The 16,738-nt window shown below is 29.0% G+C and carries 23 protein-coding genes; 22 read left to right on the plus strand and 1 reads right to left on the minus strand.

All coding sequences use genetic code 11. The features are described from left to right. Window positions 1-2 precede the first annotated feature (2 nt). The 6 genes from L8X36_RS00395 (at window position 3) to purU (ending at window position 3,992) form a co-directional block, all read left to right on the plus strand. On the plus strand, window positions 3-170 hold the full coding sequence (locus L8X36_RS00395; protein ID WP_257396760.1) for a hypothetical protein: 168 nt from the start codon (window positions 3-5) through the stop codon (window positions 168-170). Between the two features lie 2 nt (window positions 171-172). Further along, window positions 173-1,345: an MFS transporter gene (locus L8X36_RS00400; protein ID WP_263682103.1), complete on the plus strand. Its 1,173-nt coding sequence runs from the start codon at window positions 173-175 to the stop codon at window positions 1,343-1,345. Window positions 1,346-1,407: 62 nt separating this feature from the next. Then, window positions 1,408-1,656 (plus strand): hypothetical protein, encoded by a 249-nt coding sequence (locus L8X36_RS00405; protein ID WP_087691144.1) that lies wholly within the window; start codon window positions 1,408-1,410, stop codon window positions 1,654-1,656. Next, window positions 1,653-2,090 (plus strand): invasion antigen D, encoded by a 438-nt coding sequence (locus L8X36_RS00410; protein WP_039628495.1) that lies wholly within the window; start codon window positions 1,653-1,655, stop codon window positions 2,088-2,090. The genes L8X36_RS00405 and L8X36_RS00410 overlap by 4 nt, the downstream gene beginning before the upstream one ends. After that, on the plus strand, window positions 2,059-3,168 hold the full coding sequence (locus L8X36_RS00415) for a CCA tRNA nucleotidyltransferase (protein WP_263682104.1): 1,110 nt from the start codon (window positions 2,059-2,061) through the stop codon (window positions 3,166-3,168). The genes L8X36_RS00410 and L8X36_RS00415 overlap by 32 nt, the downstream gene beginning before the upstream one ends. Next, window positions 3,165-3,992 (plus strand): formyltetrahydrofolate deformylase, encoded by an 828-nt coding sequence (gene purU, locus L8X36_RS00420; protein WP_263682105.1) that lies wholly within the window; start codon window positions 3,165-3,167, stop codon window positions 3,990-3,992. Before L8X36_RS00415 ends, purU begins: the two co-directional genes overlap by 4 nt. A 28-nt stretch (window positions 3,993-4,020) precedes the next feature. On the opposite strand, the gene glnA is transcribed toward purU, so the two are convergent. Beyond that, on the minus strand, window positions 4,021-5,451 hold the full coding sequence (glnA, locus tag L8X36_RS00425) for a type I glutamate--ammonia ligase (RefSeq protein WP_263682106.1): 1,431 nt from the start codon (window positions 5,449-5,451) through the stop codon (window positions 4,021-4,023). A gap of 201 nt (window positions 5,452-5,652) precedes the next feature. On the opposite strand from glnA, the gene L8X36_RS00430 reads away from it, so the two are divergent. The 16 genes from L8X36_RS00430 (at window position 5,653) to L8X36_RS00505 (ending at window position 16,725) form a co-directional block, all read left to right on the plus strand. Continuing rightward, a complete protein-coding gene (locus tag L8X36_RS00430) occupies window positions 5,653-6,360 on the plus strand; it encodes a protein phosphatase CheZ (RefSeq protein WP_240379224.1) in 708 nt (235 codons plus the stop codon). Next, window positions 6,357-7,613, plus strand: coding sequence for a peptidase U32 family protein (locus L8X36_RS00435; protein ID WP_263682107.1), 1,257 nt, complete (start codon window positions 6,357-6,359; stop codon window positions 7,611-7,613). The genes L8X36_RS00430 and L8X36_RS00435 overlap by 4 nt, the downstream gene beginning before the upstream one ends. Then, the gene (purE, locus tag L8X36_RS00440; protein ID WP_263663130.1) at window positions 7,610-8,104 is read left to right on the plus strand and encodes a 5-(carboxyamino)imidazole ribonucleotide mutase; all 495 of its coding nucleotides are present in this window, start codon (window positions 7,610-7,612) and stop codon (window positions 8,102-8,104) included. Before L8X36_RS00435 ends, purE begins: the two co-directional genes overlap by 4 nt. Window positions 8,105-8,113: 9 nt before the next feature. Beyond that, entirely contained in the window at window positions 8,114-8,620 is a 507-nt protein-coding gene (locus tag L8X36_RS00445) for a DUF3972 domain-containing protein (RefSeq protein ID WP_039668539.1), read from the plus strand. After that, window positions 8,617-9,477 (plus strand): glycine--tRNA ligase subunit alpha, encoded by an 861-nt coding sequence (gene glyQ, locus L8X36_RS00450; protein WP_039668538.1) that lies wholly within the window; start codon window positions 8,617-8,619, stop codon window positions 9,475-9,477. Before L8X36_RS00445 ends, glyQ begins: the two co-directional genes overlap by 4 nt. Next, complete coding sequence (locus tag L8X36_RS00455; RefSeq protein ID WP_263682108.1) at window positions 9,467-10,192, plus strand: Nif3-like dinuclear metal center hexameric protein; 726 nt, start codon at window positions 9,467-9,469, stop codon at window positions 10,190-10,192. The genes glyQ and L8X36_RS00455 overlap by 11 nt, the downstream gene beginning before the upstream one ends. Before the next feature lie 11 nt (window positions 10,193-10,203). Beyond that, on the plus strand, window positions 10,204-10,923 hold the full coding sequence (locus L8X36_RS00460; protein ID WP_149062431.1) for a zinc ribbon domain-containing protein: 720 nt from the start codon (window positions 10,204-10,206) through the stop codon (window positions 10,921-10,923). Next, window positions 10,920-12,104, plus strand: a complete 1,185-nt coding sequence (gene waaA / locus L8X36_RS00465) for a lipid IV(A) 3-deoxy-D-manno-octulosonic acid transferase (protein WP_263682109.1) — start codon at window positions 10,920-10,922, stop codon at window positions 12,102-12,104. Before L8X36_RS00460 ends, waaA begins: the two co-directional genes overlap by 4 nt. Beyond that, window positions 12,085-12,837, plus strand: coding sequence for a pseudouridine synthase family protein (locus L8X36_RS00470; RefSeq protein WP_263682110.1), 753 nt, complete (start codon window positions 12,085-12,087; stop codon window positions 12,835-12,837). Before waaA ends, L8X36_RS00470 begins: the two co-directional genes overlap by 20 nt. Window positions 12,838-12,901: 64 nt before the next feature. Then, window positions 12,902-14,239, plus strand: coding sequence for a signal recognition particle protein (gene ffh, locus L8X36_RS00475; RefSeq protein WP_263682111.1), 1,338 nt, complete (start codon window positions 12,902-12,904; stop codon window positions 14,237-14,239). A gap of 71 nt (window positions 14,240-14,310) precedes the next feature. After that, window positions 14,311-14,538, plus strand: a complete 228-nt coding sequence (gene rpsP, locus L8X36_RS00480) for a 30S ribosomal protein S16 (protein ID WP_012661702.1) — start codon at window positions 14,311-14,313, stop codon at window positions 14,536-14,538. Window positions 14,539-14,540: 2 nt separating this feature from the next. After that, the gene (locus tag L8X36_RS00485) at window positions 14,541-14,786 is read left to right on the plus strand and encodes a KH domain-containing protein (RefSeq protein WP_012661701.1); all 246 of its coding nucleotides are present in this window, start codon (window positions 14,541-14,543) and stop codon (window positions 14,784-14,786) included. Continuing rightward, a complete protein-coding gene (rimM, locus tag L8X36_RS00490) occupies window positions 14,776-15,300 on the plus strand; it encodes a ribosome maturation factor RimM (RefSeq protein WP_263682112.1) in 525 nt (174 codons plus the stop codon). The genes L8X36_RS00485 and rimM overlap by 11 nt, the downstream gene beginning before the upstream one ends. Next, a complete protein-coding gene (gene trmD, locus L8X36_RS00495; protein WP_047208396.1) occupies window positions 15,297-16,001 on the plus strand; it encodes a tRNA (guanosine(37)-N1)-methyltransferase TrmD in 705 nt (234 codons plus the stop codon). The genes rimM and trmD overlap by 4 nt, the downstream gene beginning before the upstream one ends. 11 nt (window positions 16,002-16,012) lie before the next feature. Further along, the gene (rplS, locus tag L8X36_RS00500; protein WP_012661698.1) at window positions 16,013-16,369 is read left to right on the plus strand and encodes a 50S ribosomal protein L19; all 357 of its coding nucleotides are present in this window, start codon (window positions 16,013-16,015) and stop codon (window positions 16,367-16,369) included. A 2-nt stretch (window positions 16,370-16,371) separates the two neighbouring features. Continuing rightward, complete coding sequence (locus L8X36_RS00505) at window positions 16,372-16,725, plus strand: cupin domain-containing protein (RefSeq protein WP_263663138.1); 354 nt, start codon at window positions 16,372-16,374, stop codon at window positions 16,723-16,725. Window positions 16,726-16,738 lie beyond the last annotated feature (13 nt).

The raw sequence follows: 16,738 nt of genomic DNA on the forward strand, positions 1-16,738 counted from the left end.
TTATGGTTTTTTTGATTCCTTTGATTTTTATCATTTCTTCTGTTTTTATTATTGATCATTTTTATTTTTCTAAGGAAAATGAAGTAGTAAAACAACAAAAGCAAATAGAGCAAAAAAATATTAAGCAAGATAAACAAAAATACCTTGAAAATATATTAAATCAAAAATAATCATGTATACACAAATTTCATATAAAAAATTCTTTTGGATTAATATTTTAGTTGTAATTACCCTTGCTTTAAATTTAAGAGCACCTATAACCTCTATAGGTCCTATGATAGAATACATTCAAGAATACTATAAGATAAATTCAGCCCTAGCAGGTATGCTTACAACTTTACCTTTGATAGCTTTTGGTCTTATATCTTTTTTTGTAGCATATTTTTCACAAATTAAAGCTTTGTTTTTTGCTTTATGTTTGATTGTTTTTGGAGAGCTTATTAGAAGTTATGGAGGTAATATAGGTTTATTTTCTGGGGTTTTTTTAATTGGAGCAGGCATTGCAATAGCTAATGTTTTATTACCTTCTTTTGTAAAAGAAAAATTTGCAAAAAATGCTTATAAAATAATGGGTTTATATGGATCAATTATAGGTTTATCTTCAATTGCTGGAGTAGCTTTATCACTTCCTTTGCTTAAAATTTTTGAAGTGCCTCAAGCTATGTTTTTTTGGGTTGTTTTAGCTTTGATTGCTTTGATTTTTTATTTTCCGCATTTGAAAAATAAAAGATTATTGCGTCCTAAAAAGAAAAGTATCAATAAAATAAATCTTTTTTTAAATTTAACAGCTTGGAAAGTTACCATTGTAATGGGGCTGCAAAGTTTTTTATCTTACAGTCTTTTTGCTTGGCTTAGTGTGATGATAAGTGAAAAAGGTTTTGGAATTGATTTTGGTTCTAATGTTTTGTTACTTTCTCAAATCATAGGCATGCCCGTAGCATTTTTATTGCCTATTGTTTTAGGAAAACTAAGAGCTCATGCTAAGAGTTTTGTTATTATAATATTAGGTTTTTTATATGTTTTAAGTTTTATTTTGGTGTTTTTTTGCGATGTAAAGTTAGTGTTGTTGTTAGCAGCTATTTTTTTAGGTTTTGCATCTAGTGGGGTTTTTACAATTTCATTATTGTTTATTGCTATAAAAAGTTCAAATTCTTTTATAGCAGCTAAACTTTCTGCTATGTCACAAGGCATAGGATATTTAATAGCAGCTCAAGCACCTTGGATTATAGGTATGCTTCATGATAGCTTTGGAAATTTTACTTTAGGTTTTATGATGCTTATTATAGTAGCTATAATACTTAATATTTTTGTATTTTTAGCGTATAAAGCTCCTGTGATTAAGTAAAAATTAAAATAAATTAAAGTCTTTTTTGTTAGAATTTTGGCATTTTATTTTTTTGTGAGTTGATAATGCGATATACAGTAACAGAAGCTTCTATTTATGAAGCACAAGGTTTAAAAGATGAAGCTTTGGAGATTTATAAAAATATATTAAAACAAGATCCGCAAAATAAAAATGCCATTGATGCTATAAGGCGTTTAAGTGGTTTGCGTTCTAATCATGAAGATTTAAATTATGATATGCTTGATTTTTTTGTCAATATGAAAAGCGAAGAAGAAATTAATGAATTTAAAAGGTGGTTGATAAAACTATGAATATAGAAGATTTAGCAAAAATGGCTATTAGTGAAGTTAATTCAGAGTTAGATAATAAAAAAAGTAAAAACGATGAATTTGCTCCTATGGTAGAAGAAATTACTCAAGAAAAAAGTGTTAATACTCAAGAGAAAAAAATCAAAGAAGAAATTAGCAAGGTTGCGCAAGAGCTAATTCAAGAATTAGATGATTTAGAAGTAAAAGTAAAAGATGAGAAGCAAAATGTCGCTATTAAGGTTGAAGCTTTAGAAGAAAAAGAAGAAAGTATTATAAATAATGAAGAATTTTTCTTAAAAAATCTTAGAGAGCGTATTTTGGTTTTATTTGAAGGATTAAAAAATACCAAAGATGAGCATATGGAAAAAAGATTAGATATGACCATTACTTTTTTAGAGTTTTTGCTTGCAAAGATTGAAGATAGACTTAAAAAATGACCAAGATTTTTTAAGGATTAAAAATATACTTAAACCTTACACGCAAAGAGCTTATTTAGTAGGTGGTTGTGTAAGGAATTCTTTTTTAGATTTATCTAGTGATGATTATGATATAGAAATTTATGATATTGAGCCTAAGCTTTTTGATGAGCTTATGCAAAAACTTGATGCAAATGGAGTAGGAAAAAGTTTTTTTGTATATAAATACAAAAAATTTGATTTAGCTCTAGCACGTTATGAAAATAAAATTTCTACAGGCCATAGAGGTTTTGAAGTTAAAGTTTGTAATGATGAACAAGAAGGAGCTAAAAGAAGGGATTTTACCATTAATGCATTGATGGTAAATATTTTTGATTTTAAGTTTTTAGATTTTTTTAATGGTTTGCAAGATTTACAAGCAAAGATTATAAGACATATTGATGATATAAGTTTTGTTGAAGATAGTTTAAGAGTGCTTCGTGGAATTTCTTTTGCATGCAGGTTTGATTTAACAATTGCAAAAGAAAGTTTAAAATTAATGCAAACTATGGATATAAGTGATTTATCTAAAGAGCGTATTAATAATGAACTTTATAAAATTTTTAAAACTTCAAGACTAAATAAAGCTTATGAGTATTTCAAAATTTTAAATTTAGAAGAAAAAATATTTTTTTATCAAAGCTGTAATGAAGAATTTGAAAAACTTTTAGAGCATAGTCAAAAATTAATTTATGATGAGGCTTTGTATTTATATTTGTATTTGAATTTTTTTCATATAAATAAAGAGATTTTTTTTAAAAAAACAAAATTAAAAAAAGAACTATTAAAAAAATGTGAACAAGAATTTATTTTAGGTAAAATTGATGATTTTAATTTAGCTAAAATTGCTTTAAAAATACCACTTTGCAAATGGCTTGGACTTTGGGATAATGAGCGTATGGCACAAGCAAAGAAATTAAATTTATATTATCATGCTTTTAAAAGTAAAATTAGTGCAAATGATTTACTAAAGGAAGGGTTTAGTGGGAAAGAGCTTGGAATTGAGCTTGAAAAAAGAAGATTACAAGAATTAAAAAACTATATAAAGGAGCAAAAATGAATGAATATATTTTAAAAATTTCAAGTAGTGATGAAAAAGGATTGATTTATAGAATTTCAGATGTTATTTTTAAATATAGAATCAACATTATAAAAAATGATGAATTTGTTGGAGAAAATCGTTTTTTCTTTAGAGCGCATTTAGAAGGTGAGCTTGATATAAAAGCTTTTAAAGGAACGCTTGAAGCCATGCTTCCTGATAATGCACAAATTGAAATTACATCAAAGAGAAAAAAAGATATTATTGTTTTAGCTACCAAAGAAACTCATTGTTTGGGTGAATTACTTATTCGCCAATTTAGTGGGGAATTTAACGCAAATATTAAAGCAGTTATTGCAAATTATGAGATATTAAAACCTTTAGTGGATAAATTTAACATACCTTTTCATACTATTTTAGCGCAGGATTTAAGTAGGCAAGAGCATGAAGAAAAACTACTAGAGTGTTTAAAACAATACGAGTTTGATTATATTGTTTTAGCAAAATATATGAGAATATTGTCTCCATCTTTTGTGGAGCATTTTGAAGGAAAGATTATTAATATCCACCATTCTTTTTTACCTGCATTTATAGGAGCTAATCCTTATAAGCAAGCTTATGAAAGAGGAGTGAAGATTATAGGCGCAACAGCACATTTTGTAAATAATAACTTAGATGAGGGACCAATTATCACTCAAGATGTTATACCAGTTACTCATGAATATTCTTGGCAGGCTATGCAACAAGCAGGACGTAATGTGGAAAAAAATGTTTTTTCTAAGGCTTTGGATTTGGTCTTTGATGATAGGATTTTTATACACGAAAATAAAACGATAGTGTTTTAAATTTTTGATGCCAAAAAGGCATCAAAAATTAGCAAGAATAACAAGTTTTAAACTCATATGCAGTTGGTCTAGCTTCTACAGGCCATACTTGGGTTTCAAATTTCATATGTTGATAATCATCAATAAACACATCACTCATAACAGGTTTTAAGAAAGCATTTTTTCTAATGAGTGCTTCTAAAGATCCTCTTAAAGTGTGAGGTAATTGCTCTATACCTTTTTCTCTAATCTCATCTAGGGTTAGTGCAAATAAATTTTCATCCATAGGGCCAACCGGTATGGTTTTGTTTTTAATACCATCAAGTCCTGCCATAAGTAAGCTTGTAAAAGCTAGGTAAGGATTAGAAGTGCTATCAGGAAATCTAATTTCTACTCTTGCGCTTTTTTCGTTAATACCATAAGGAACGCGACAACTTGCAGAGCGATTTTGACAAGAATAAGTTAAAATGCAAGGTGCTTCAAAACCTGGAACTATTCTTTTATAGGAATTTGAGCTAGGATTGGTAAATGCGGCAACACTTCTTGCATTAGCTAAAATTCCACCGATGTAATTAATCGCACATTCGCTTAATTTTCCATAGCCTTCTTTATCATAGAATAAATTTACTCCATCTTTCCAAAGACTCATATGCACATGCATACCACTTCCATTATCTCCATAGAGTGGTTTTGGCATAAAAGTTGCTGTTTTTCCATTTAAATGTGCTACCATCTTTACTACATATTTGTAAATTTGTACATTATCAGCAGCTTCAACTAAATTTCCAAATTCTACACCAATCTCAGCTTGTCCTTGTGCTACTTCATGGTGATGTACGAAAGTTTTTAAACCCACTCTTTCTAAAACTTGCATCATTTCAGCTCTAATATCTACACTAGAATCAATAGGACTTACAGGAAAATATCCGCCTTTATTTCTTGGGCGATGTCCGCTATTGTAACTATCTGTGAAATCTTTATTATCATTCCATTCACCTTCTTCAGTATCTACTTCATATTTTGCACAATGAGAAGAATCAACTATTTTTACATTATCAAAAATAAAAAATTCATTTTCAGGACCAAAATAAGCTGTATCAGCGATATTGCTTGTACTTAAGTGTTGCATTGCTTTTTTGGCAATACTTCTTGGACATTTTTCATACATTTGATCTTTATAAATATCATATACATCACAAATTACTATGATAGTAGGATCTGCTGTAAATGGATCTAAGAATGCACTTTCTACATCAGGTTTTAAAATCATATCTGATTTTTCTATAGGTTGCCAACCGTGTAAAGAGCTTGCATCAAAAGGAATTCCATTTTCAAAAGTTTTATCATCAATTGCTTTTATATTGTAAGTAATATGGTGCCAAGTACCTATCATATCAGTAAATCTAAAATCAACAAATAAAACTTCATGTTCTTGACAATAACTAAAAAACTCACCAATGTTATTTACAAACTTACCCATTTTCTCTCCTTTTTAATAGGTATTAATTTATTTTTTAAGATTGTAGTATATTTTTATTAAATTAAGTTTAAATTAATATTTTTTTTATGGTCAAATACAAAAAAATATTAATTTATATAATTAATTAACAAAATTAATATTGGTTTATATTTTTTTATAATATAATTTCACATTAGTTTTTTATATTAAAAAGGTGTAAAAATGACTCAAGAAGAATTAGATGCTTTAATGAATAGCACTGAAGATTTAGATCTTGATTCTGTAGAAGAAACAGAAACAAAGCCTGAAACAGAGTATGAAGATGAGGAAAAAAATAAACAAATTGTTGATGCAATGATTAATGGTGATTATAAAGCAAGAGCAGATATGGCATGGCCACCACCACCACCTAGCAAAGAACATAAAGTTGTGCATCAGCTTGATGATGTTACAAGAGATAGTGAAATCAAAGCTACTGAAATGATGGAAAAGTTAGAAATTATTAATGATTTCTTTGCAAATTCAGAAAATGAGCTTTGTGTAATTAGCGATGCTTTGAATAAAAATATAGAAATTTTTGAAAAACTAAATGCAAAATTTCCTAATGTTGTAAGCTTTAAAGAAGCTATAGAAACTAACAATAATGCTAAAAATATTATAGATGAAATCACGGGTTGTTTACAAACTGGACAAGATGAAGTTATGATGGCAATGGATGCTATGCAATACCAAGATATTCACCGTCAAAAAATCGAACGTGTTATTAATGTTATGAGAGCTTTAAGTAGATACATGAGTAGTTTATTTGAAGGTAAAATTGATGATGAAAAACGCGTAGGATCGGCTGTGCATATTGAAGGTGATACAACTACAGATGTTGTAAGCAATGATGATATTGAGGCATTAATCGCAAGTTTAGGCAAAAAATGATTGTTCCTGAAATAGTAGCTCCTGCGGGAAATTTTACAAAATTAAAAATAGCGTTAGCTTATGGAGCTGATGCTGTTTATGCGGGAGTGAGTAATTTTTCATTAAGAGCAAGAACTGCTAGGGATTTCAATTATGAAACTTTTAAAGAAGCCATTGATTATACTCACACAAGAGGAAAAAAAATTTATGTAACCATTAATGGTTTTCATTTTAGCTCACAAATTGAGGGTTTAAAAAGGCATATTTTAAAATTAAAAGAAATGAAACCTGATGCTTTTATAGTAGCTTCTGTAGGTGCTATGCGTTTAGTTAAAGAACTTGCACCTGAAATCAATCTTCATGTATCCACTCAAGCTAATATTTTAAACTATTTAGACGCTCAAGTCTATAAAGACATGGGAGCTAAGCGTGTTGTTATAGCAAGGGAACTTGGTTTAAAAGATGCAAAAGATTTGAAAAACAATTGTGATATCGAGCTTGAAAGTTTTGTGCATGGCTCTATGTGCTTTGCATATTCTGGTAGATGTTTAATAAGCTCAGTACAAAGTGGACGCATGAGCAATCGTGGTTCTTGCGCAAATGATTGTAGATTTAATTATGAGCTTTATGCGAAAAATCCAGAGACAAATACACTTTTTAGATTAGAAGAAGATGAAAATGGAACACATGTATTTAATTCTAAAGATTTAAATTTAAGCTCATATATTCAAAAGATTATGCAAGAAAATTGTATTCATGCTTTTAAAATAGAAGGAAGAACAAAAAGTGAGTATTATGTAGCTTTGACTACAAGAACTTATAAAATGGCAGTGCAAGATGTATTGGAAGACACTTTTGATGCTGCTAAATATGAAAAAGAAATCCATACTTTAAAACACAGAGGTTTTACGGATGGATATTTAGTCTCAAGAGCCTATGAAAAAACCGATTCTATTAATCACAATACAAGCATAGAAGAAGGAACTCATCAAGTGCATGCTATTAGTGAAGATGGCGAGTTTTTTAAATGTAAAGGCAAGATAGAATTAAACAAAGAATATGAAATTTTAGCTCCGGTTAATTCTAATATAGAATTAGGAGAAAATAAACTAGGTTTAATCTATGAAAATGATGGTAAGAAATTTATAGTTTTTAAGCAATTATTGGCCAAAAATAATAAAGAATTTAGTGAAATTCATAGTGGTAATGAAAATGAAATTACTTTACCGTTTAAGCTTCCAGAATTTAGCTTTTTAAGAAGGAGTGTTGAATGAAATTTGTTTCTATATTGATGGGAAGTAAGAGTGATTATGATGTAGTGAAAGAAGCTTTGGGAATTTTGGAAAAATTTGATGTTAAATATGAAATTTTAATCACTTCAGCACACAGAAGTCCTCAAAGAACCCAAGAATACATCAAAAATGCCGAAGAAAAAGGTGCAAAAGTATTTATTGCAGCAGCAGGTATGGCAGCACATTTAGCAGGAGCTGTTGCAGCACATACAACAAAACCTGTTTTAGGCATACCTATGCCAGGAAGTAATTTAGCAAGTATGGATTCTTTATTTTCTACTGTGCAAATGCCAAGTGGAATTCCTGTAGCAACTTTGGCTATAGGTAAAGCAGGGGCTATTAATGCAGCTTATTTAGCTGTGCAAATTTTAGCTATAGAGGATGAATCCTTAGCACAAAAATTATTAGAAGATAGAAAAAAACAACAAGAAAAATTAATTCAAGATTCTAGTACAATTGAAGTTTTTCTTTAAGGAGTATTTATGCAAACTTACTTGAAGTTAAAAGAATTTTGTCAATTAGTGCATTTATCTGAAGATGTTGTAAAAGGAATGATGGCAAATGGTGCTTTAAATTTCAAAGAAGAAGAGGGTGAAATTTATATTGAGGCTAATCAAGGAACATTTAGTGTGGTTCCAACAAGCTCAAAGCAACCTGCTATGGTAAATTCTATGACTTTAGCAGGAGAAAGTTTTGTAGAAAAAACCATAGGAACTATTTTAAACTTACACGAAAAAGTTCTTGATGCTAAAGATGAGACCTTAGAAGCTTTAAAGGGTGAGAATAAATTTTTAAAAGATGCTCTTTATTCTATGCAAGAACTTTATGATGAAGATAGAAAAACCATAGAAAATCTTAACGAGCAACTCAAATACGCGCGCAATGAAGTGGAATTTCTAAAAAGAAAATACAAAATGATGTGGAATAAAACAGTAGAGTTATATGCAAATTCACCTGAAAAGCCAGAAGAAATAAAGGAAGAAAAATGACTTTTTCTCAAATGATATTAAACTTACAAGAATTTTGGCAAAAACAAGGTTGTGCCATTATGCAACCTTATGATTTTCCAGCAGGTGCAGGGACTTTTCATCCTGCAACTTTTTTAAGAAGTTTGGGTAAAAAACCTTGGGCAGCTGCTTATGTAGCACCAAGTAGAAGACCAACTGATGGAAGATATGGTGAAAATCCTAATAGACTAGGTGCTTATTATCAATTTCAAGTTTTGATTAAACCAAGCCCTGATAACATCCAAGAATTATATTTAAAAAGTTTAGAAAATTTAGGTTTTGATTTAAAATCACATGATATTCGTTTTGTTGAGGATAACTGGGAGAGTCCAAGTTTAGGTGCTTGGGGTCTGGGTTGGGAAGTTTGGCTTGATGGCATGGAAGTAACACAATTTACTTATTTTCAACAAGTTGGCGGTATAAGCGTAGATTTAGTAAGTGCTGAAATTACCTATGGCTTAGAAAGACTCGCAATGTATTTGCAAGATGTAGATAATGTATATGACATAGTTTGGAATGAATTTAACGGTGAAAAAATTACCTATAAAGATGTTCATAAGCAAGGTGAGTTTGAATTTAGTAAATATAATTTTGAAGTAAGTGATGTTAAAACTTTAAATGTGCAATTTGAAAATGCCTATAATGAGTGTAAAAATGCATTAGAAGCAAAGCTTGCTTTGCCTGCATATGATTATTGTATGTTAGCAGCGCACACTTTTAATTTGCTTGATGCAAGAGGAGCTATTTCAGTAACTCAAAGACAAGACTTTATGCTTAAAATTAGAGAATTATCTAAAAATTGTGCTTTGGTGTATAAAGAAAGTTTAGATGAAAATTAAAGAAATTTATGATTATTTGGATACTATTAGCCCATTTAGTACGCAAAGTTCATGGGATAATAGCGGCCTATTACTTGGAACTTTAGATCAAGAAATAAATCAAATTTATCTTGCTCTTGATGTGGATATGCATTTAATTGAAAATGCACGTGAAAATTCACTTTTTATAGTTCATCATCCTTTGATTTTTAAAGGTTTAAAAAACTTAAGCGGGGTGTTTTATCCGCAAAATATTCTTACTAAAATGATACAAAAAAACATAGCTTTAATTGCTATGCATACGAATTTTGACTTAAGTCATTTAAATGCTTATTTTGCTCGTGAAATTTTAGGTTTTAAGATTAAAGAACAAAACGAGTTTTTAATTTATTGTGATGTTGATTTTAAATTTAGCGATTTAATTAATCATGTAAAAAAAAGTTTAAAGCTTGATTACATAAGAGTTGTAAATGCAGATAATAAGAAAATTAAAACTTTAGCAATATGCACAGGCAGTGGAGGAGATTTAATTTCTAGTGTTAAGGCAGATTGCTTTTTAAGCGGAGATTTTAAATATCATCAAGCTTTGGAAAGTTATCATAATAAACTTAGTTTGATTGATATAGGACACTATGAAAGCGAATCTTGTTTTGGTAAAATTTTAGCAAAAGATTTGCAAAAATTTCATTTAGAAGTTATAATATCAGTTTCAAAAAATCCATTTCAATATTTTTAAGGAAAATTTCAATGAGTAAATATTTAGAACAACTTATAGCTTTATCGCAAATTGATAAAGAACTTGATGGTTTTGCAAATAAAGTAGAAGATGCTACAAAAGATTTAAAAGAAAAACGCAATTTACTTGATAAAACAGAAGAAGAAATTGCAGGTTTTGAGAAAGATATTAAAGATATAGAAAATCAAAAAATTCAAAACAACAATCATATTGCAGAATTTGGTGTAAAAATAAAAGAAATAGCCAAAAAAAGTGCAGCGGTAAAAACTGAAAAAGAAGCAAATGCTTTAAAAATTGAAGAGGATATAGCCAAAGAACAACTTGATGCAGCAAATGAAGAAATTGAAAGATTGGATAAAATTTTAGAAAATAAAGAAAAGTTTATACAAGAATTGCAAGCTAAAAGAAGCGAACTTGAAAATGAAGTGGATCAAATCGATGCTCAAACTAAAACTGTTTTAGTGGATATTGAAAAAGAAAGATTACAAATTTATGATAAAAAGGTAAAATTAGTAGGTGAAATAAATCAAAAAGTTTTAACTTTTTATGAAAAAATTAGAAAATGGGCGGGAAATACTGCAGTAGTTCCTGTAAAAAAACATGCTTGTTATGGCTGTTTTATGAGAATTTATGATAAAACTTATTTGGCTGTTTTAAAAGGTGATGAAATCATAACTTGCCCACATTGTGGAAGAATTTTATACAAAGAAAAAGAAGAAAATCAAAATTGATTTTTTTTTATTATATTTTTGCTGTGATTATATATATAATTGCAGCTCCTTTTTTATTGATTTTAAGTTTTTGTAAGGAAAAGTATAAAATATCATTAAAATCAAGATTCTTTCTTTACAAAAATTTAAGGCAAAAACAAGGTGACGTGTATTTTCATGCTTGTTCTTTTGGTGAAATTAAAAGCCTTATTCCTTTAATAAAACTTTTTCCAACTTGTAAAATTTCAACCATAACTCAAACTGGTTTTAGTGAAGCTTTAAAATATTCTAAAAAAGTAAATTTTTTCCCTTTTGAGATTTTTGTACCTTTTTGGATGAGACCTTGTAAAGTTTTGGTTATTTTTGAAGCAGAGCTTTGGCTTATGCTTGTGTTTATGGCTAAATTTTATAATGCAAAAGTTGTTTTATTAAATGCTAGAATTAGCGATAGATCTTTAAAAAACTATAAGCGTTTTAGCTTTTTTTATCGTTTGATTTTTAAATATATTGATGTTGTGTTTGCGCAAAGTCAAAAAGACAAAGAAAGATTAGAATGCTTGGGCGCTAAAAATGTTATAGCATATAAAAATATTAAAGCTAATATAAAACAAGAACAAGTGAAAAACTATTCCAAGCCCAAAGCTAGGATTATTATATTTGCTAGTACACATGAAAATGAAGAACGATTATTACTTAATGAAATTAATTTAGAAGAAAACGATAAATTGATTATCGCCCCAAGACATCCAGAGCGTTTTGGTGCAGTTGAGAAAATTTTAAAAGATTTTTGTCAAAAAAACCACTATAATATGCAAAAATTTTCAGACTTTACTTTAAGCGAAAATAATTTTGCAAATTTTTTTAATACCAAATGTTTATTGCTAGATACTTTAGGTGAGCTAGAAAGTTTTTATAAGATTAGTGATGTGGTTTTTTTATGCGGCTCTTTTGTAGATAATATAGGTGGGCATAATCCTATAGAGGCAGCTAGATGGAATAATGTTATTATCTCAGGGAAATATTATTTTAATCAAGAAAGTTTATATCAAGAAGTTGATGGTTTGTATATTTGTGAGAGTGCAAAAGATATAAATGTTTTTTTAAAGCAAAAATTATCACAAGCACAACTTAAAGAACAAAGTGATTTAAATGAAATTATATTAAGCATAAAAGAAGGTTTAGATGCAAGAAAAAGCTTATAAATTGCTTGCAATGCAAGAAAAAATTTCTAATAACACAGCAAAGGATTTGATTGACAAAGGCTGTGTTTTTGCTATGGGTAAAAAGGTTGTTATAGCTAGGGCTTTAATGAGTTCTAAAACAAGATTTGTTGTGCAAAAAATAAAAAAAGCAAAAATACTTTTTGAAGATGATAAAATCATAGCTTTAAATAAGCCTTATGGTGAGATTAGTGAGAATTTAGAAGGTATTTATAATGCTAAATTAATCAATAGACTTGATAAGGAAACAAGTGGAGTTTTACTTTTAAGTAAAGATGAGGAATTTAGACTAAAATGCATTCAAGAATACAAAAAACAAAATGTTTATAAAAGTTATTTAGCTATTGTTGATGGAGTGATTGCTGAAGAACTTGAAATTTGTGAAAAAATAACTACTATAAAAAATAAATCTGGAGCCTTTAGTAAAATCGATAAATTTGGCTTAGAAGCTCATACTCAGGTTATACCTTTAATGGTAAATGCTAAAAAAACCTTAATAAAAGCAGTCATTAAAACAGGTAGAACACATCAAATTAGAGTGCATTTAAATCATATAAAACATGGTATTATAGGTGATGAAAAATATGCAAAAATTAGCTCTTCTAGAATGTATTTGCATTCATATGAAACGCATATTTTTGATTATCAATTTAAAGCCTTGCTTGATGAGAGTTTCAATGCTTATGGTTTTGAAGTAAAAAATTTAAATTTTTAAAGGCGTTTAAAGCTAAAAGGGTTTATAATTTAGCTTTTTAAAATTTTAATAAAGGGAAAATAAAGTGTTTGAAATAGTTAGTGAGTCGTTTAAATCCGCAGTTAATAAACTTCGTTTTGTTGATGATGAAAAAGCTTTAAAAAACGCTCTTGACACTTTAAAAAAAGCCCTTTTAAAAGCAGATGTACATCATAAAGTTACTAAAGAATTACTTACTTTAGTAGAAAATGATGTGAAAACTAATGGCATAGGTCAAAAACAATTTTTAGATTCAATTAAGAAAAATTTAGAAGAAATTCTTAGTGTTAAAGGTAAAAATCAAGGTTTTGTATTTGCTAGTAAGCCACCTACGGTTGTTTTGATGTGTGGTTTACAAGGTGGCGGTAAAACTACTACTACGGTAAAAATTGCTAATTATTTAAAGTTAAGAAATAAAAAAGTACTAATTGCTGCATGTGATTTACAAAGATTAGCTGCAGTAGAACAGCTAAGACAACTCACTCAAGCTAATGAGCTCGATTTATTTTTCATAGAAAATGAAAGTAATCCTTTAAATGTTGCTAAACAAGCTTTAGAAAAAGCAAAAAATTCTATGTATGATGTTTTGCTTGTAGATACTGCTGGCCGTTTAGCAATCGATACGGCTTTGATGAGTGAGCTTAAAGATGTAAAAGCTATTTTAAATCCTGATGAAGTATTTTATGTAGCTGATGCTATGAGTGGTCAAGATGGAGTTAAAACAGCAAGTAGCTTTAATGAGGCTTTAGAAATTACAGGGGTTATTTTAAGTAAATTTGATGCAGATACTAAAGGTGGTGTTGCGCTAGGCATAGCAAAACAAATTGGTGTGCCTTTAAGATTTATTGGTGTTGGTGAGAAAGTAGCTGATTTAGAAGTATTTATCCCTGATAGAATTGTTAATCGTATCATGGGCGAGGGTGATTTAGCGACTTTGGCTGAAAAAACCGCAGCTATTATTGATGAAAAAGAAGCAAAAAAACTTAATAAGAAAATTAAAAAAGGTGAATTTAATTTTAATGACTTTTTAAATCAAATGGAAAGTGTTAAAAAACTTGGTAGTATGAAATCAATCATTGGCATGATACCTGGTTTATCGTCCATGGCAGCAAATATTAAAGATATTGATTTGGATAATTCTAGAGAAATTATTCATATTAAAGCAATGATTTCATCAATGACGCCAAAAGAAAGAGAAAATCCTGATTTGTTAAACAATGCAAGAAAGCGTCGTATTGCAGAGGGGGCTGGTTTATCTCAAATGGAAGTAAATCGCTTTTTAAAACAATTTAGCAATGCAGCTAAGTTGGCAAAGAAATTTTCAAACAAAAAAGGAATGGAAAACTTTATGAATATGTTGCAACAAGCTAAAAGACCGCAATAATTAAAGCTTTTTTATGGATATATGAGTTAAAATATCTATAACAAAATTTTAATTTTTTTAGGAGTATTAAAATGACAGTAATCAGACTTACAAAAATGGGACGTAAAAAAAGACCATTTTATCGTATAGTTGTAACTGATAGTAGAAAAAGACGCGATGGTAGTTGGATAGAAAGCATTGGATATTACAATCCTATGGTTGAACCTGAAGTGGTAAAATTTGATGCTGAGCGTTTAGCTTATTGGAAAAGCGTAGGTGCTAAATTAAGCGATAGAGTAGCAGCTATTACAAGCAAATAAAAATGGTTGAAAATTTTTTAAGAGAATACGCAAAATTAATTGTTGATTTTCCTGAAAAAGTTGATATACAAAGACAAAATTTAGAAAACAATTTTGCTGAAATTATCATTTATGTCGATCCATCTGATACTGGTAAGTTGATCGGAAAAAATGGAAAATTAATCAACGCAATAAAAACAGTCATTATGGCTTATAAAGTTAAAGATGCAACTTCATATCGTATAACGGTAAAAGCCATTGAAGAATGATTTAGTCCAAGTTGCTAAACTTGGGAAAAGTGTTGGTTTAAAAGGTTATGTAAGATTACATAATCTTAGTGATTTTTATGAGCAGTTTAAAATAGGTGCTAAATTTTTTGATATTAATCAAAAAATTTACACCATAAAGGCTTTTGATAAAACTAGATCTTTAGTTTTATTTGAAGATTTTGAGAGTGTTGAAGCTGCCAAAACCTTAACTAATATTACTCTTTTTCAAACTATTGAAGCTACAAAAGAAACTTGTAAATTAAAAAAAGATGAGTATTTTTATTTTGATATAATTGGATGTGATATTATTGAAAATGAGCAAAAATTAGGTGTAGTTGAAGACATTTTAGAAAATGGAGCAGGATTTTTATTTTGTATAAAATGTGATGAAAAACTACAGACAAAGGTTAAAAACTTTTATATTCCTTATGTTGATAAATATATTCAAAAAGTTGATGTAGAAAATAAAAAAATATTCACACGATCTGCTTTAGATATTTTAGAAAATTCATGAAATATACTTTTGTAAGTTTATTCCCAGAGCTTATTGAACCTTATTTTCAAACTTCTATTTTAGCAAGAGCAAAAGAAAAAGGGATATTAGAATTTGCTTTTGTTAATCCTAGAAATTTTACCACAAACAAGCACTTTAAAGTAGATGATTATAAAATAGGAGGAGGTGCAGGGCTTTTATTACAAGCTCAGCCTTTGTATGATTGCTTAAGACATATTAAAAAGCAAGATAAAAATGTTCATTTTGTTTTTCTTTTGCCTTGCGCTAAGACTTTTAAACAAACTGATGCTAAAAGATTAAGTAAGAAAGATCATATTTGCTTTGTAAGTAGTAGATATGAGGGTTTGGATGAGCGCATTGTGGAAGAATTTGCTAATGAGGTATTTTCTATAGGTGATTTTATACTTACAGGTGGAGAGTTAGCGTCTTTGGTGATGTGTGATGCTATTAGCAGAAATATTCAAGATGTTCTTGGAAATAGCGAAAGCTTAAGTGAAGAAAGTTTTGAAAATGACTTATTGGAAGCCCCATCGTTTTCCAAACCTTTTATTTTTGAAAAGGAAAATAAAAAATTTTATGTGCCTTCAGAGTTTTTAAAGGGAAATCACGCTAAAATCACAGCTTTAAAAACTACTTTGGCGTCTTGCAAAACGAAATATTTTCGTCCTGATTTGTATCAAAAGCATGAACGCAAATTTTAAGGAATATCGTTATGAAAAATAAATACATTGAGCAATTTGAGCAAAAACAAATTGAAGGTAAAAATGTTCCAGAATTTCGTGCTGGAGATACTTTAAGACTTGCTATTCGCATTAAAGAAGGCGATAAAACAAGAATTCAAAATTTTGAAGGTATTTGTATAGCACGTAGAGGAAATGGTGTAGATGAAACTTTCATCGTACGTAAAATCGGTGCTAACAATGTAGGCGTTGAAAGAATTTTTCCTATTTATAGTGAAAGTTTAGAAAGTATTACAGTATTAAGAAGAGGTCGTGTACGCCGTGCTAGATTATTCTACCTAAGAGATAGAAGAGGTAAGGCTGCTCGTATTAAAGAACTTAAAAAATAAAAGTGAAATTTAGAACTCAAATATATGAAGTAATTTCCTGGGAACAAGAAATTCAAAACAGCATAAATATATCTAAGAAAATAGAAAATGCTTATGCTAAAGAAATCTGCATAACTATGTCAAAAGATAGCTTTATGAAAGATCATAAAGCGCCTTTTGATATTACCATACAAGTATTAAAAGGCTCCATTGATTTTGGAGTTTTAAACCAAAAAATTCTACTTAAAACACTGGATAGTGTAAGTTTAAAAGCTCATGAAATCCATAATCTTTTAGCGTTAGAAGATTCTATAGTGCGCTTAACTTTATATAAGCAAGATAGTCTTGAACGCATTAAAAGTGTTTTAAAATCTTAATTTAAGCCTCATT

This window comes from Campylobacter sp. CNRCH_2014_0184h (assembly GCF_025772985.1).
Lineage (GTDB): Bacteria > Campylobacterota > Campylobacteria > Campylobacterales > Campylobacteraceae > Campylobacter_D.

Excerpts from the sequence above, each read along its gene's own strand:
- L8X36_RS00395 (WP_257396760.1), top strand. The coding sequence starts at position 3 with ATGGTTTTTTTGATTCCTTTGATTTTTATCATTTCTTCTGTTTTTATT.
- L8X36_RS00400 (WP_263682103.1), top strand. The coding sequence starts at position 173 with ATGTATACACAAATTTCATATAAAAAATTCTTTTGGATTAATATTTTA.
- L8X36_RS00410 (WP_039628495.1), top strand. The coding sequence starts at position 1,653 with ATGAATATAGAAGATTTAGCAAAAATGGCTATTAGTGAAGTTAATTCA.
- purU (WP_263682105.1), top strand. The coding sequence starts at position 3,165 with ATGAATGAATATATTTTAAAAATTTCAAGTAGTGATGAAAAAGGATTG.
- glnA (WP_263682106.1), bottom strand. The coding sequence starts at position 5,451 with ATGGGTAAGTTTGTAAATAACATTGGTGAGTTTTTTAGTTATTGTCAA.
- L8X36_RS00430 (WP_240379224.1), top strand. The coding sequence starts at position 5,653 with ATGACTCAAGAAGAATTAGATGCTTTAATGAATAGCACTGAAGATTTA.
- L8X36_RS00435 (WP_263682107.1), top strand. The coding sequence starts at position 6,357 with ATGATTGTTCCTGAAATAGTAGCTCCTGCGGGAAATTTTACAAAATTA.
- purE (WP_263663130.1), top strand. The coding sequence starts at position 7,610 with ATGAAATTTGTTTCTATATTGATGGGAAGTAAGAGTGATTATGATGTA.
- L8X36_RS00445 (WP_039668539.1), top strand. The coding sequence starts at position 8,114 with ATGCAAACTTACTTGAAGTTAAAAGAATTTTGTCAATTAGTGCATTTA.
- glyQ (WP_039668538.1), top strand. The coding sequence starts at position 8,617 with ATGACTTTTTCTCAAATGATATTAAACTTACAAGAATTTTGGCAAAAA.
- L8X36_RS00455 (WP_263682108.1), top strand. The coding sequence starts at position 9,467 with ATGAAAATTAAAGAAATTTATGATTATTTGGATACTATTAGCCCATTT.
- L8X36_RS00460 (WP_149062431.1), top strand. The coding sequence starts at position 10,204 with ATGAGTAAATATTTAGAACAACTTATAGCTTTATCGCAAATTGATAAA.
- L8X36_RS00470 (WP_263682110.1), top strand. The coding sequence starts at position 12,085 with ATGCAAGAAAAAGCTTATAAATTGCTTGCAATGCAAGAAAAAATTTCT.
- rpsP (WP_012661702.1), top strand. The coding sequence starts at position 14,311 with ATGACAGTAATCAGACTTACAAAAATGGGACGTAAAAAAAGACCATTT.
- L8X36_RS00485 (WP_012661701.1), top strand. The coding sequence starts at position 14,541 with ATGGTTGAAAATTTTTTAAGAGAATACGCAAAATTAATTGTTGATTTT.
- trmD (WP_047208396.1), top strand. The coding sequence starts at position 15,297 with ATGAAATATACTTTTGTAAGTTTATTCCCAGAGCTTATTGAACCTTAT.
- rplS (WP_012661698.1), top strand. The coding sequence starts at position 16,013 with ATGAAAAATAAATACATTGAGCAATTTGAGCAAAAACAAATTGAAGGT.